The sequence below is a fragment of the Flavobacterium saliperosum genome (genome assembly GCF_900100625.1).
Classification (GTDB): Bacteria; Bacteroidota; Bacteroidia; order Flavobacteriales; family Flavobacteriaceae; genus Flavobacterium; species Flavobacterium saliperosum.
Map to the genome: position 1 here is coordinate 45,942 of NZ_FMTY01000009.1, position 15,391 is coordinate 61,332.

Here is a 15,391-nt window from a genome sequence, read left to right on the forward strand (position 1 = left end):
ACCTACAGGTTCAGAATGACAATGATGATTGACGAGATTGCTTCGCCAGCTCGCAATGACAGTATAAAGAAAGGATCAGAATGACACATAAAAAAAGCCCCGCAAATGCGGGGCTTTTCAATATTCAGGGTAAGAAAGAATTAGTTTCCTCCTTTTTCCATTTTCGCTTTTAATTCAGCAAGAATATCATTGTTATCTCCTAATGTAGATGCTGGTGCATTTGTAGAAGATGTAGTGTTAGATTCAGCCGCTTTCACGTTTTTCTCTTCTTCTTCACGGAAAATAGCCGTGTGAGAAGCCACTACTCTTTTGAATTCTTTGTTGAACTCGATTACTTTGAAATCAGCAGTATCACCTTTTTTCAATTTCTTTCCGTCTTCTTTTTCAAGGTGACGTGTAGGAATGAAAGCAACGATATCTTCACCGAATTCTACAGTAGCTCCTTTGTCAACGATTTCAGAGATTGTTCCGTTGTGGATAGTTCCAACTGCGAAACCTTCTTCATATTTGTCCCAAGGATTAGCAGTAGTTTGTTTGTGACCTAAAGATAATTTACGTCCGTCAACATCTAATTCTAATACTACTACATCTAATTTGTCACCAACGTTAACAAATTCAGATGGGTGTTTGATTTTCTTAGTCCAAGAAAGGTCAGAAATATATACTAAACCGTCGATTCCTTCTTCTAACTCAACGAAAATTCCGAAGTTAGTAAAGTTTCTAACGATACCAGTGTGTTTAGAACCTACCGGGTATTTAGCAGTGATATCAGTCCAAGGATCTTGCGTTAATTGCTTGATACCTAAAGACATTTTACGATCTTCTCTGTCTAAAGTTAAGATAACTGCCTCAACAACATCTCCAACTTTTACGAAATCCTGAGCCGAACGCAAGTGCGTAGACCAAGACATTTCAGATACGTGGATTAAACCTTCAACACCTTCAGCAACTTCGATAAATGCACCGTAATCAGCGATTACAACTACTTTACCTTTTACTTTATCACCAACTTTTAAATCAGCATTTAAAGCATCCCAAGGGTGCGCGTTTAATTGTTTTAAACCTAATTGGATTCTTGTTTTCTCATCATCGAAATCAAGGATTACCACGTTAAGTTTTTGGTCTAATTCAAGAACTTCACTTGGGTGGTTGATTCTTGACCAAGAAAGGTCAGTAATGTGGATTAATCCGTCTACACCTCCTAAGTCAATGAACACACCATAAGAAGTAATGTTTTTAACAACACCTTCTAATACTTGTCCTTTTTCTAATTGACCAATGATTTCTTTTTTCTGTACTTCAATATCCGCTTCGATAAGCGCTTTGTGAGAAACAACAACGTTTTTGAACTCATGGTTGATTTTCACAACTTTGAACTCCATAGTTTTGTTTACATATTGATCGTAATCACGGATAGGTTTAACGTCAATTTGAGAACCTGGTAAGAAAGCTTCAATACCAAATACGTCAACGATCATACCACCTTTAGTTCTGCATTTTACGAAACCGTTAACGATTTCTCCAGTTTCATTAGCAGAAATAACTCTATCCCAAGCTTTGATTGTACGTGCTTTTCTGTGAGATAATACTAACTGACCTGATTTGTCTTCACGAACGTCAATTAATACTTCTACTTTGTCTCCAACTTTTAAGTTTGGATTGTAACGGAATTCGTTTAAAGAAATTACACCTTCAGATTTAGCGTTGATATCAACGATTGCATCTCTTTCAGTAATTCTAACAACTACTCCTTCTACAACTTCTTCCTGATCAGTTGCAATGAAAGTTTTTGCTACTAATTCTTCGAATTCCTGTAAGTTTTTCTCGTCTACTGCATCGATACCTTCTTCGAAGTTATGCCAGTTAAAATTCGCTAAAAACTCTTCTTGTGATTTTAATGTTTCAGACATGTCTGATAAAAAATTTGTATGCCGTGCCTCTCGAGTTTCGTAATGCGATAGAAAACAACAGCAGTGTTTTACATAAATAGTTGATACCTAATGGAAACTCTTCTCTGCCAAAAGGTCTGCAAAGGTAATTCTTTTTTTAATATTACAAAAGTTTTTCAATTAGACTTCTTAGAAAATCAGATTCTTAGATAACTTAGACTTCTTAGATTGGTTTGAAATCCCAGACTTCTCAGATTGGTTTGACCGTTTAGCAACATAGATTGGTTTGATTGTATCGAGACTTTTTATTCTCTTTGAAGGAATTGAGTTTTGTAATTGTAAAACTCACGGAGCTTGCAGTTCTGACTAATCTATTCTATCTAAGAAGTATAACGGTCTAAATAGTCTGACAAGAAGCGAAAGGTTCGGGCGTTTTTGGAAACCCTGTTCCCGTTTTCCGTTGCACACGGTGCTTCCTCCAACCGGGGCTAGTTAGGAAATGTATTGAGTAGCTGCCAACAAAAAAAAACAGGCAATCACAGTAACTTTCGGGTTTCCTTACTTTATGTAGCACTAACACTTTTCACATCAGATGCTATCCTGATTAATCGGAACAAATCAGGAAATGCATTAATGAAATAAACCTTACACGCTGTGTTAAAGTATAACCAAAAGAAAATCAAAGACTTATATAAACATTATCTTTATAACTCATTTTCAATATGTTACCCCAAAAAAACACACCGACTCACCTACTGCGCTTTACATAGTAACATTAATCAAAATAAGTATATTATGAGAACAGCAACAGTAAGATCAAGTACGATGCCCCCAATGACAGCGACCAAAAAAGTTCCGGCTAAAAAAGACGCCGCTAAGGAATTGTCGGATTTATTCGAAGATGGTTTAAAAGATTTGTATTGGGCGGAAAAAGCCTTATTTAAAGCGCTTCCCAAAATGCAGAAAAATGCAACCTCTCCCAAATTGAAAAAAGCGCTCGAAGATCACATCGGTGAGACGGAAAACCATATTAAAAGGCTCGAAAATTGTTTTGAATCTATGGGTAAAAAGGCCGTTGCGAAAAAATGTGATGCCATGCAGGGTCTTTTAGAGGAAGGAAAAGGCATGATGGAAGAAACAAAAATCGGTGCCACACGGGATGCCGGCATCATTGCCGCCTCACAAAAAATGGAACATTACGAGATTTCATCTTATGGCACTTTAGCCGCGTTTGCAAAAGTCCTCAATGAGAAACAATGTTTAGACAATCTTCTTAAAACATTGGATGAAGAAAAAAAATGCGATAAATTGTTGACCAGCATCGCCGATACCGAACTCAACCGAAAAGCGCTGAATTAAAACCCTATCGAAACACAGTTCGTTTCTAAAATAATAAAAGCCTCGGTTACTCGAGGCTTTTATTATTAATGACTTACACTTTCCACATCTTTCGGATTGTGTTTGTGTTTGAACAATACCGCAAAAGCTACAGCAATTACCAAAGCATACCCTGCGAACGCCAACCATATATTGTGCCAGTCACGCTGACCGTCAATTGTAAAATATTTATCGATTAAATAACCGCTGATTATTCCTCCGAAGAAAGCACCAAAACCATTGGACATCATCATAAACAAACCTTGTGCGCTCGAACGTATTTTGGAATCTGTTGTGGTTTCCACAAACAGGGAACCGGAAATATTAAAGAAGTCAAACGCCATCCCGTAAACGATACACGAAAGGATAATCATCCACAAACCGCCTTCAGGATCACCGTATGCGAATAAACCAAAACGCAATACCCAAGCCAGCATACTGATTAACATTACCTGTTTGATACCAAAACGTTTTAAAAAAAACGGAATCGCCAAAATAAACAAGGTCTCCGATATTTGCGAAATCGACATGATGATTGTGGAATATTTCACCACAAACGAATCCGCATATTGAGGGATTTTTTCAAATTCAGACAAATACGTATCACCATACATGTTGGTTAACTGTAATGCCCCTCCCAAAAACATGGAAAAAATGAAGAACAAGGCCATTTTGTAGGTTCCAAACAGTTTGAAAGCATCCAATCCCAGTTTTTTAGCAAAAGAAGCCTCTTCGGAAATTAACTTCTGTGGCGGACATTTTGGTAACGTAAAGGAATAAATTCCCAATACAAAAGCAGCAAAAGCAGAAATATAAAACATATTTACCGAAGCTTTGTTTCCGGTAAGATTCGTAATCCACATCGCCACAATGAAACCTACGGTTCCCCAAACACGAATCGGTGGAAACACTTTTACCACATCAAATTTCTCATTCTTAAGAATCGTATAGGCTACCGAATTGGACAGCGAAATCGTGGGCATATAACACATCATAGCCGCAAAAATCACCCAATAAAAAGTTGTTGGATCTTCTACCTGAGGTAAATAAGCGATTGCCAATCCTCCCAAAATATGTAGTACCCCATATAATCTTTCGGCATTCACCCAACGGTCGGCAATAATTCCGGTAAGTGCCGGCATTATGATAGAGGAAAGCCCCAAAGTCGAGAAAATAGCTCCAAACTCTGCCCCGCTCCATTGTTTTGTTCCAAACCAGTAATTTCCAACGGTAATCAACCACGCTCCCCAAACAAAAAACTGCAGGAAACTCATTAAAGTAAGGCGAATTTTTATGTTCATATATTTTTTATGATAGTAGGTTATTAATTTTTTAAAAAGCCGGTAAATCTAACACTAAAAACAAAAAATCCAAAATAATTTGAACTAATCTGTTAATTCAAACCATTTTGGATTCGGTATGTGTTTTTTTACGCGATAACTTTTTCGTCAACCAGACTTAAAACCAATTGAAATTGCTGTTTCCTTGTCATGGCGGAATTATCAACTTCAATGGCGTCCGCGGCTTTCACTAAAGGGGAATCTTCACGGTGGGTGTCAATATAATCGCGCTCCATTACGTTTTGCAAAACATCCTGATAGGTTACGTGTTGCCCTTTATCCACCAATTCATCAAAACGACGCTGTGCTCTGGTTTCCGGACTGGCAGTCATGAATATCTTAAGTTCGGCATTCGGGAAAACCACAGTTCCGATATCGCGTCCGTCCATGACAATGGCTTTGTGTTTGCCCATTTGTTGCTGTTGCTCCACCAATTTGGAACGGACTTCCGATATTTCGGCAATTTTACTTACCAAACGGGAAACCTCCAGCGTTCGGATTTCAGTCTCCACATTTTTTCCGTTAAGGAACATTTCGGCAAAACCCAAATCAGGGTTGAACTCAAAATGCAGATGCAAATCAGGTAAACTTTCAATCAGTTTGTTTTTATCCAAATGATTTTCGGAAACATAATGGTGCTGCATGGCAAAAAAAGTCACCGCACGATACATTGCTCCGGTATCCACATAGACATACCCCAAATGTTTCGCCAATTGTTTGGCTAACGTACTTTTTCCTGTTGACGAATATCCGTCTATTGCTATTGTAATTTTTTTCAACTTCTTACTATTTATTATAAAGAGCATCTGACTCCATATACTTTTATCTTCTCTTCTTTTTTCTGAATTACTTTATGAGATTCTTCGACAAGCTCAGAATGACAAATGGTACATTTATGTTTTCAGCAACCTGCTTTCTGCTATCTGTTATCTGCAATCTGCTTTCTACTATCTGCAATCTGTTATCTACTTCCTAACTCTTCTCCTTACTGCAAATTGATGGTCAGACCGAACAGACTCATATTGGCAGCAATGGTATATCGTGAATACGAATAATCAAATTTAATTTTATTAAACCGCAGTCCGAAACCGGCTGAAATTCCTGAAAAATTACGCTGATCAACAATTTTCAGTTCTTCGCCTCTTCTGAAATTATAACTCAACCTGAAATTAATACTTTTTTTCGGAAACAACTCGGCACCAAGAATAACATGTCGGAATGCATTCCCGACGAAAGATACTTTCTCCTCTTTTCCGGGCCCGTCGATAGTGGCTTCGGTTCGGTTCGGGTTACTGAAAGCAATATCCCATTGTTGCAGGTTTTCCAATGTTAAATGCCAACGAAGCGGGACATTCTCCAATTCCTGCGAAATTCCGGCCATCACTTCCAGAGGTAATTTCTCCCTGTCACCGGCATAGGTTGTTATTTGTGTTCCGATGTTTCGTACCACAACGGCTATATTGATATCGTTTTTCTCATCAACATACAAACCTCCGATATCCGCAGCCGCCCCAAAAGACTGATAACTTTCCAATGTGGACGATATCAGTTTCACATTCGCTCCTATATAAATCGGCGTCCACGGAATATTATAAGCATAACCACCCGAAAGCGCTATTTCGCTACCGGTAAAATCACTGCTTTTTTGTCCGTTTTCATCATAACCTTCAAACTGTCCGTAATTGACATAATTCACACCCAAATGAAGGGTTTGCACGTGACGGTCCCAAGTATAGGCATAAGCACCGGTACCGTAGGTAACCTCTCCGAAATAACTTCCGTAATTGAGCGAAAGATGGTTGTCCATTTCCGCATTGATGGTCGCCGGATTATAGATACCTTGGTTAACGTCCTGATCGTAAATGGTCACGGTTTTTCCTCCCAAAGCGGCCTGACGTGGTGAAGTAACTAAATTCAGAAACTGATAGGTGTATTTCCCTCCAATCTGACTGTAATTCACAGCACAAATCAAAAGAAAAATTATAGTCAGTAGTTTCTTGTACATTTTTGGTTTTCCGTTTCAGAATGAATAACGCAAATGCGAAGATAAAATTATAAACGGGATTACGCAAAAAAAGAAATTCCAACTTATCACTAAATTGGAATGACTTTTACTTATATTTTTTTGGCGTTTTTCACCTTTTGATTTGTAATGGCGATGTTAAGTACTTCCTCCATCGTATCCACATAATGGAAGGTCAGGCCTTCGATGTATTCCGCTTTGATTTCATCAATATCGTGTTTGTTTTCATGACAAAGAATAATCTCCTTAATATTCGCTCTTTTGGCCGCTAAAATCTTTTCTTTGATTCCGCCCACCGGCAATACTTTGCCACGAAGCGTAATTTCACCGGTCATCGCCAGACTCTTCTTAACACGTTTTTGGGTGAAACTTGAAACCAAAGAGGTCAACATTGCTACACCGGCACTTGGTCCGTCTTTTGGCGTTGCCCCTTCCGGAACGTGAATATGAATATTGTATTTTTCAAGCGTTTCCGGTGCAATTCCTAATTTTTCGGCATTCGACTTAATGTATTCCAAGGCAATGGTAACCGATTCTTTCATTACCGTACCCAGGTTTCCGGTCATTGTCATTCCTCCTTTTCCTTTGGAAATAATGGATTCGATAAATAAAATATCACCTCCAACGCTTGTCCACGCCAAACCTGTAACTACTCCGGCCGTTTCATTGTTTTCGTACTTATCACGTTCCAATCGTGGCGCGCCCAATACTTTCACAATATCTCCGTCGGTTACTTTTTTATTGTACTCTTCTTCCAAAGCGATGCACTTTGCCGCATTTCGAACAACGGAAGCGATTTTTTTCTCCAAAGAACGCACACCGGATTCACGGGTATACCCCACAGCAATTTTTTCGAGTTGCTTTTTACCGATTTGCAGATCTTTCGACGTTAGTCCGTGCTCTTTCAGTTGTTTCGGAAGCAAATGCTGTTTGGCAATCTCCACTTTTTCTTCTATGGTATATCCGGTCATATTTATCACTTCCATACGGTCGCGTAACGCCGGCTGAATACTTGTCATGCTGTTGGAAGTCGCAATGAACATCACTTTAGACAAGTCGAAGCCCATTTCCAGGAAGTTATCGTAGAAATCCGAATTTTGCTCCGGATCCAGCACTTCCAATAAAGCCGAAGACGGGTCTCCGTTGTTGCTGATGGATAATTTATCGATTTCATCCAAAACGAAAACCGGATTGGAAGTACCCGCTTTCTTTAAACTCTGGATTATTCTTCCCGGCATAGCGCCGATATAGGTTTTACGGTGTCCGCGAATTTCTGCTTCGTCACGCAATCCGCCTAACGAAATACGCACATATTTTCTGCCCAACGCTTCCGCAATCGATTTTCCGATAGAGGTTTTACCTACTCCCGGAGGGCCGTAAAGACAAAGAATTGGAGATTTCATGTCGTTTCGCAATTTCAAAACGGCTAAATGTTCGATGATTCGTTTTTTGACATCATCCAAACCGAAATGATCGCGATCTAGTATTTTCTGCGCATTTTTTAAATCGAATTTGTCCTTAGAATATTCGTTCCAGGGCAATTCCAGAAACAATTCCAGATAGTTACGCTGAATTCCGAAATCAGGTGCCTGCGGATTCATGCGTTGCAATTTGGAAATTTCCTTATCGAAATGTTGCGCTACTTTTTCATCCCATTTTTTGGCTCTGGCTTTGATGCGCATGTCTTCGATTTCCTGATCGTGTGAAACGCCACCCAATTCTTCCTGAATGGTTTTCATTTGCTGATGAAGGAAATATTCACGCTGTTGCTGATCCAAATCAAAACGCACTTTCGACTGAATATCGTTTTTTAACTCCAGTTTCTGAAGTTCGATATTCATAAAGCGCAATGTTTCCAAAGCCCTGTCTTTTAAATTATTGATAGACAACAACTCCTGCTTCTCCTCTACGGAAAGATTCATATTGGAAGAAACAAAACTGATTAAAAACGGATTACTTTCGATGTTTTTAATGGCAAAAGTGGCTTCTGTTGGGATATTCGGACTTTCCTTGATAATCTGAATCGCCAACTCTTTTACCGAATCCATAATCGCTGAAAATTCCTTGTCTTTTCCTTTTGGGCGGACTTCGGCAACTTCTTTTATTCTTGCTTTCAGGTAAGGCTCTTCCGTAGTAACGGAATCGATTTCAAAGCGTTTTTTTCCTTGTAAAATAACCGTAGTATTTCCATCGGGTAATTTCAAAACGCGAAGAATTCGGGCCACAGTTCCCACATTGTGAATATCTGCTGCTGTTGGTTCTTCTACATTTTCATCCCGCTGAGCCACTACGCCGATAATTTTGTCTCCGGAATTGGCATCATTGATTAATTTAATGGATTTGTCTCTCCCGGCTGTAATCGGAATTACAACTCCCGGAAAAAGTACGGTGTTACGTAAAGGCAATATAGGCAGTTCTCCCGGAAGGAGTTCGTTATTCATCTCCTCTTCATCTTCGGGCGTTAAAAGCGGAATTAATTCGGCATCCGTATCGATTTCCTGAAGTGACAGATTGTCAAGCGTGAGTATTTTTTGATTTGACATAATATTTTTACGACTTTTTGTCATTAAACAATAAAAAACAGACAATCATTTTGGTAAACCCAAAACAACTATCTCGCTGAATATCAATACAAATTTACATTATTATTGAAATTCATCAGTACTATAGGTCAATCTTTATGCCATAAAAAAACCCGAACACAAATTCGGGTTTCCATATTATTTTTTCGAAATATTATAGTTTCGTATAAACGATAGAAATACCCGAAGAAAGAAAAACCGGAGTGTCCATAGGCATACCAACAATAGTTGCCTCATTCTCTCTGATGCTGATTCTGTCGCCGGCAACCGTATAAGTATCTGTAAACTGCTCGCCTGCCTCGGTATAAGTCAATAGTAACTGTCCGTTGGCATAAACCCATGTTCCGGTAATTACAGGATCTGTAAAGCACACAAGTGTTTCGGTTACTGAAATATCAACACCTCTAGAATCGGCAGTAAATGTATTGTCTTCATTCAAATTTAAAAACATGTTGTTGTAACATGACGTTTCCGACATTTGATTTGTTGAAGTGTTACCATCGTTATTCAAATCCGTAGGAACATCGGTATTGAATGCCGTCAAACGGTATCTTCCAATGATTTCATCTTGTGTATTTCCTGTAGCAACTGCAGGGTCCAATGGTTCAGTATCGCCACACGATGTTAACAATACAGCTGAAAACAAAGCAAATACGGCTAGATTTTTAATTCTTTTCATAATTATTGATTAGTAGTTTTTCTATTTTTTTTCAAATATAATATTATTTTTCTTTCATCGTCATTTTTTAGGAACTCTTGTCAACAAGAAAACACCGGCTACAAAAAATACCGCTAAAAAAACGATGGAATTTCGCATGCTACCCGTAATCTGATCAATTAATCCGTAGAGAACCATACCGATAACAATTCCGATTTTTTCGGCAACATCATAAAAACTGAAAAAAGAAGCAGTGTCCTTTGTTTCCGGAAGAAATTTAGAATACGTAGAACGCGAAAGCGATTGAATTCCTCCCATGACCAATCCCACAAAACCGGCGGTTATATAAAAATGTATGGGTAAAGTAACAAAAAAGGCACAAATACAAATGATTACCCAAATTCCGTTAATTACAATAAGCGTAGTAATATTTCCGAATTTTTCAGAAGCCCGCGACGTAATTACAGCCCCTAAAACAGCTACCAATTGTATCACCAGAATACTGATTATCAACCCCATTGTTCGTTCTCCGTCAGAACTCCATGTAATTTCCTGTTCGCCAAAATATGTGGCTACCAACATAACCGTTTGTACCGCCATACTGTAAACGAAGAAACTCACCAAATAGCGTTTTAAACGGATGTTTTCCTCCAGCAAATGCCAAACTTTCTTTAACTCCCTGAAACCGTTAAATATAACGGCGCGGTGCACTTTCCCGTTTCCGTTTGTTCCTTTTGGTAAATGATAAAAAGCATACTGACTGAAAACAATCCACCAGATTCCCACCGAAATAAAAGAATACTTCATGGCTTTCATTGCAGCTTCTCCTTCCGTTCCGGTAATTCCGAAAAGCGTCGGTTTCATGACCATGGCCAAATTTATTATCAACAAGACAACACTTCCCAAATAGCCCATGGAATACCCTCTGGCACTGACCCTGTCCTGTTGCTCCGGGAAAGCGATATCCGGTAAATAGGAATTGTAAAAAACCAGACTTCCCCAAAAACCAATCAATCCGAAGAAATAACAAGCCAAACTGAAATAAATATTTTCCAAATCAAACCAATAAAGTCCTATACATGACGTTGCTCCCAAATAACAGAAGAAGCGCATAAAGGACTTTTTATTCCCGGCATAATCCGCAATTCCGGAAAGTAACGGCGAAAAAAAGGCAACCATTAAAAAAGCCGCCGCTGTTGTGAAGCTAATCAGGGCCGTACTTTTCAAAGTAGTACCGAAAACATCAATATTGAGATTGCCTCGGTTCTTAAAAAGCTGTCCGTAATAGATAGGAAAGATTGCCGAAGCAATAACCAAACTATAAACCGAATTCGCCCAATCGTAAGAAGCCCAGGCATTTAATAATTTCGAATCTCCTTTTTCGAGTTGTTTCATAATAATTTAGGTATAAAAAAATCCCGATTTGCATCGGGATTCGAATATACATATTTTTTTCTTACTTAAATTTAACTCCGAATTTTGCAGCCTCCGCTTTTGCCTGTGGGATTAGTTTCTTAATTTCTGCAATACGGGTTGAACTGCTTGGGTGGGTGCTCAAAAACTCAGGAGGCGCCTGTCCGCCGGAATTAGAGGCCATTCTTTCCCAAAAAGCCACAGCTGTATCCGGGTTATAACCGGCTATTGCCATTAGGGTTAATCCAATCATGTCTGCTTCACTTTCATGTGCTCTGCTAAAGGGTAACATTCCTCCTAATTGAGTTGTTGCACCATAAGCGGTCATTGCGATTTGTTGTGTTTCTTCACTTTTATTTCCTGTAGCAACACCTACTCCCACAGCGCCAAGTTGTTGTAACATGCCTGCACTCATACGTTGCTGTCCATGATTCGCAAGGGCGTGTGCCACCTCATGTCCCATTACAGTTGCCATACCGGCGTCATCTTTACATATTGGCAAGATTCCGGTATAAAAAACAATCTTACCACCAGGCATACACCAAGCGTTTACTTCTTTACTTTCAACTAAATTATACTCCCATTTGTAGTCTTTCAAATACCCAACATTGCCATTTGAATTTAACCATTTCTCGGCAGCTACTTTTATCTTCATTCCTATACTTTCCACACGTTGTGCGTCTTTGGTTCCCTTCACAACTTTATTTTCATTAAGAAAGGTATTGTACTGTTGGAAAGACGAAGGAAAAATTTCACTGTTCGGCACTAGAGCCATAGTATTTTTTCCAGTAAAAGGGTTTTTCGCACATGATATAATCAACACGATCAAACCCATCAAAATTAAACGACTTTTTATATTCATAACGTAAGATTTTTATTAAACAAATTTAAGCATTTACATTAGTAACAATGTAATTAAAGGTACAAAATATTATTGTCTTATTGAAAAAACAAATTTGATGCCAAAACTACCCTCAGATTTAAGAATAATTTATAACACAATACTTCATTATTAAAGTAACTTGCAGTATATTTTTTACAGAGGATGAAAAAAGCAAAACACCAGCAAACCGTTAAAATACCCAAAACCATACTATACACCGCTAAAGTTTTGGAAACATTATCTCCAAAATTAGCAACCCGATTCGCCATAAAACTGTTTACGACCCCCATCCGGCATAAACTTCCCAAAAGAGAAATTGAGATGGATGCCAACAGTAAGCAACAATTAGTAAGAATACCCGCCATTGATAAGGAAATTATGTTATACCAATACGGTTCTGGTGAAAAGAAAATACTACTGGTTCACGGTTGGTCCGGACGGGGAACCCAATTGGTTAAAATTGCAGACGAGTTACTGAAATTAGGTTATTCCACCATTAGTTTCGATGCGCCAGCACACGGAAAAGCGCCCGGAAAGACCAGCAACATGACCGAGTTTATTGCCGCTGCACTTCAAATTGAAAAAGATTTCGGGCCGTTTGAATATGCCATCGGACATTCATTAGGCGGTATGACCGTTATGAACTCCATTAAAAAAGGGTTGAGTGTAAAAAAAGCAGTGATTATTGGAAGCGGTGATGTAGTTCAGGATATCATGGATGATTTTGTTTTAAAACTCGGATTACAACCCAATATAAGCACTCAAATGCGGATTGCTTTCGAAAATAAATTAGGGGAAACCATGAACAGTTATTCTGCGTATATAGCAGCAAAGGACGTTTCGATTCCGGTTTTGGTTATTCATGATGAAAATGACGATGATGTTCCGGTAACCGCCGCACATCACATCTACCAATACCTGAATCAGGGAGAGCTTATGATTACCAAAGAGTTAGGGCATCGAAAAATTTTGGGTGACAGCAAAGTCATCAAAAAAATAGTAGCATTTATTCAGTAAAGAGATATGAAAAAATTAGTTTTATTAGTGCTTTTAGGCACATTCCTTTCATGTAATGGTCAGGAAAAGAAAAAAGAAACGAGTTCCGTTGCAACACCAACCATCAAAGACGAATGGAAAGAAAAACTGACTCCGGAACAATACGAAGTGCTGAGAGAAAAAGGCACGGAAAGACCTTTTACGGGTGAATACTGGAAACATTTTGAAAAAGGAACATACGTTTGTGCCGCATGTCAAAATCCACTATTCACTTCCGATGCCAAATTTGACTCCGATTGCGGCTGGCCCTCATTCGATCAGGCCATTAAAGGTTCTGTGAAATATACCAACGACAATAGTCTGGGCATGGAACGCATCGAAGTTACCTGCGCTAAATGTGATGGTCATTTAGGCCACGTATTTGATGACGGACCGGTAAAAACAACCGGTAAACGCTTTTGTACCAATTCGGTATCCATTAAATTCATTCCGAAAAAATAATTATTATGAGTTATCCTGTAGAAAAATCAGAAGAAGAGTGGAAAGCCGAATTAGGCGAAGAAAAATACCGAATCCTCCGTCAAAAAGGCACCGAATATCCACACACCGGCGAATACAACCTGCTTTTTGAAAACGGGACATACTGTTGTGGCGGTTGCGGAGAGCCTTTATTTGAAAGCAACTCCAAATTTGACGGACATTGCGGCTGGCCTTCCTTTGACGAATCGATTCCGGGCAAAGTGGAATACATAAAAGACACTTCACATGGCATGTTGCGTACCGAAATTTTATGTTCAAAATGTGGCGGACATCTCGGTCATGTTTTCAACGACGGACCTACAAAAACGGGTGTACGATATTGTGTAAATTCCCTATCTTTATATTTCCGTAAAAAATAAAACATGGATTTATTTGAAGAACAGATTGATTGGGTTGCGAATTTAGAACCACTTATAGCAAAATATCAAGGCAAAAAACATCCGTTAGAGTATCAGAACACCTATCAATTAATGGTAATGGTAATTCTGTCGGCTCAGGATTCCGATGCCAATATCAACAAAATTGCGCCAACCCTATTCCAGGAATTTCCAAATTTAGAAAGCCTGTCCGCATCCAATATCGATTCGCTGATTCCTCATATTTCCAAAGTGCGGAACTTCGGAACCAAAGCAAGTTGGTTAATTGAAATTGCTCAATTACTCAAAGAAGACAAAAATATTCCGCAAACTATGGACAGTCTGGTAGCATTAAAAGGTATCGGAAGAAAATCGGCCAACGTAATTATGCGGGAATCCAACGTCGCTGCCGAAGGCATTATCGCTGATTTGCACGTAATTAGAGTTGCTCCAAGAATAGGATTAATCTCCGAATCCAAAGACGGAAACAAGGTCGAAAAACAACTGATGCAGGTTTTACCTAAAGAAATCTGGGGAGAAATCGGTATGGCCATTTCGTTTTTAGGAAGAGAAATTTGCAGACCAACCAATCCAAAATGTGATATTTGTCCGGTTAATTTTTGCTGTTCTTACCACAAAAACTTATAGACCAAGAACTTTACAAAACACCAAATCGCTAAAAATCAGGAAGTTATTTTTTTTTTTTTTATTTCTTAGAGCGAATGGTTGTTTTTTATTGCTATACGTCGTTCCCGTGTTCCGTTCTACTTCGTGCCACTCCACCCGGGGCTAGAAAGGAATCCATTTACGTTTTCAGGAGTTTAAAGGATAAAAAAACACGAATTCACGAATTAATTGAAATAAATTCGTGAATTCGTGGCTAAGAATCTGTCTAAAATCTCTATTTTCACTCTATTACAAAGCCACAACAGTAGATTTCACTTTATTTTTCTCAAAAACAAAAACGGTTATAAAACAAAAAACCCCTCATTGTTAAATGAAGGGTTTTCAAAAGAAAGGCGGCGACATACTCTCCCACAGGATTGCAGTACCATCTGCGCAGGCGGGCTTAACTTCTCTGTTCGGAATGGGAAGAGGTGAGCCCCGCCGCAATAACCACCTTAAGAGGTTAAATTGCTTTAGGCAATTTTCCAATTATTAATTATCAATTATACATTGTTAATTATCAATTGAACAATATCTTAACATACTGAGATAAAGAAGTATTTAGTTGTATTAGAAAGTTTCTTCCCCCGATTGCTCGGGGGAGGACGTACATAAGCTTACGGGTTATTAGTACTACTCGACTATGACATTACTGCCTTTACATCTAT

General features: G+C 38.7%; 13 protein-coding genes and 1 rRNA gene. 5 read left to right on the forward strand and 9 right to left on the reverse strand.

All coding sequences use genetic code 11. The annotated features are described in order from the left end of the window. Positions 1-140 precede the first annotated feature (140 nt). Positions 141-1,910 carry a 30S ribosomal protein S1 gene (gene rpsA, locus BLQ05_RS12995; protein WP_023576933.1) on the reverse strand — a complete coding sequence of 590 codons (1,770 nt, stop codon included), beginning with the start codon at positions 1,908-1,910 and terminating at the stop codon, positions 141-143. A 774-nt stretch (positions 1,911-2,684) separates the two neighbouring features. Here rpsA and BLQ05_RS13000 point away from each other — a divergent pair. Next, entirely contained in the window at positions 2,685-3,248 is a 564-nt protein-coding gene (locus BLQ05_RS13000) for a YciE/YciF ferroxidase family protein (RefSeq protein WP_023576934.1), read from the forward strand. 65 nt (positions 3,249-3,313) lie between these two features. Here BLQ05_RS13000 and BLQ05_RS13005 read toward each other — a convergent pair whose 3' ends face one another. The 7 genes from BLQ05_RS13005 to BLQ05_RS13035 form a co-directional block, all read right to left on the reverse strand. Further along, on the reverse strand, positions 3,314-4,567 hold the full coding sequence (locus tag BLQ05_RS13005; RefSeq protein ID WP_023576935.1) for a nucleoside permease: 1,254 nt from the start codon (positions 4,565-4,567) through the stop codon (positions 3,314-3,316). 128 nt (positions 4,568-4,695) lie between these two features. Continuing rightward, positions 4,696-5,385 carry a (d)CMP kinase gene (gene cmk, locus BLQ05_RS13010; RefSeq protein WP_023576936.1) on the reverse strand — a complete coding sequence of 230 codons (690 nt, stop codon included), beginning with the start codon at positions 5,383-5,385 and terminating at the stop codon, positions 4,696-4,698. A 206-nt stretch (positions 5,386-5,591) separates the two neighbouring features. Then, the gene (gene porQ / locus BLQ05_RS13015; protein WP_023576937.1) at positions 5,592-6,611 is read right to left on the reverse strand and encodes a type IX secretion system protein PorQ; all 1,020 of its coding nucleotides are present in this window, start codon (positions 6,609-6,611) and stop codon (positions 5,592-5,594) included. 110 nt (positions 6,612-6,721) lie between these two features. Further along, entirely contained in the window at positions 6,722-9,172 is a 2,451-nt protein-coding gene (lon, locus tag BLQ05_RS13020) for an endopeptidase La (RefSeq protein WP_023576938.1), read from the reverse strand. Between the two features lie 193 nt (positions 9,173-9,365). Then, on the reverse strand, positions 9,366-9,890 hold the full coding sequence (locus BLQ05_RS13025) for a lipocalin family protein (protein WP_023576939.1): 525 nt from the start codon (positions 9,888-9,890) through the stop codon (positions 9,366-9,368). A 60-nt stretch (positions 9,891-9,950) separates the two neighbouring features. Beyond that, positions 9,951-11,264: an MFS transporter gene (locus BLQ05_RS13030; RefSeq protein WP_023576940.1), complete on the reverse strand. Its 1,314-nt coding sequence runs from the start codon at positions 11,262-11,264 to the stop codon at positions 9,951-9,953. 61 nt (positions 11,265-11,325) lie between these two features. Beyond that, positions 11,326-12,144: a M48 family metallopeptidase gene (locus BLQ05_RS13035; RefSeq protein WP_143000962.1), complete on the reverse strand. Its 819-nt coding sequence runs from the start codon at positions 12,142-12,144 to the stop codon at positions 11,326-11,328. Between the two features lie 183 nt (positions 12,145-12,327). Here BLQ05_RS13035 and BLQ05_RS13040 point away from each other — a divergent pair, with 183 nt between their 5' ends. From BLQ05_RS13040 to BLQ05_RS13055, 4 genes are read left to right on the forward strand one after another with little or no spacing between them, the layout of a single operon-like run. Then, positions 12,328-13,182: an alpha/beta hydrolase gene (locus BLQ05_RS13040; RefSeq protein ID WP_023576942.1), complete on the forward strand. Its 855-nt coding sequence runs from the start codon at positions 12,328-12,330 to the stop codon at positions 13,180-13,182. A 6-nt stretch (positions 13,183-13,188) separates the two neighbouring features. Beyond that, entirely contained in the window at positions 13,189-13,662 is a 474-nt protein-coding gene (msrB, locus tag BLQ05_RS13045; protein WP_023576943.1) for a peptide-methionine (R)-S-oxide reductase MsrB, read from the forward strand. Positions 13,663-13,667: 5 nt separating this feature from the next. Next, positions 13,668-14,060 (forward strand): peptide-methionine (R)-S-oxide reductase MsrB, encoded by a 393-nt coding sequence (gene msrB / locus BLQ05_RS13050; RefSeq protein WP_023576944.1) that lies wholly within the window; start codon positions 13,668-13,670, stop codon positions 14,058-14,060. 3 nt (positions 14,061-14,063) lie between these two features. After that, the gene (locus BLQ05_RS13055; RefSeq protein ID WP_023576945.1) at positions 14,064-14,705 is read left to right on the forward strand and encodes an endonuclease III domain-containing protein; all 642 of its coding nucleotides are present in this window, start codon (positions 14,064-14,066) and stop codon (positions 14,703-14,705) included. Positions 14,706-15,071: 366 nt separating this feature from the next. Here the strand turns inward: BLQ05_RS13055 and rrf are convergent. Then, positions 15,072-15,181: ribosomal RNA gene (gene rrf, locus BLQ05_RS13060) — 5S ribosomal RNA — on the reverse strand. Between the last annotated feature and the right edge of the window lie 210 nt (positions 15,182-15,391).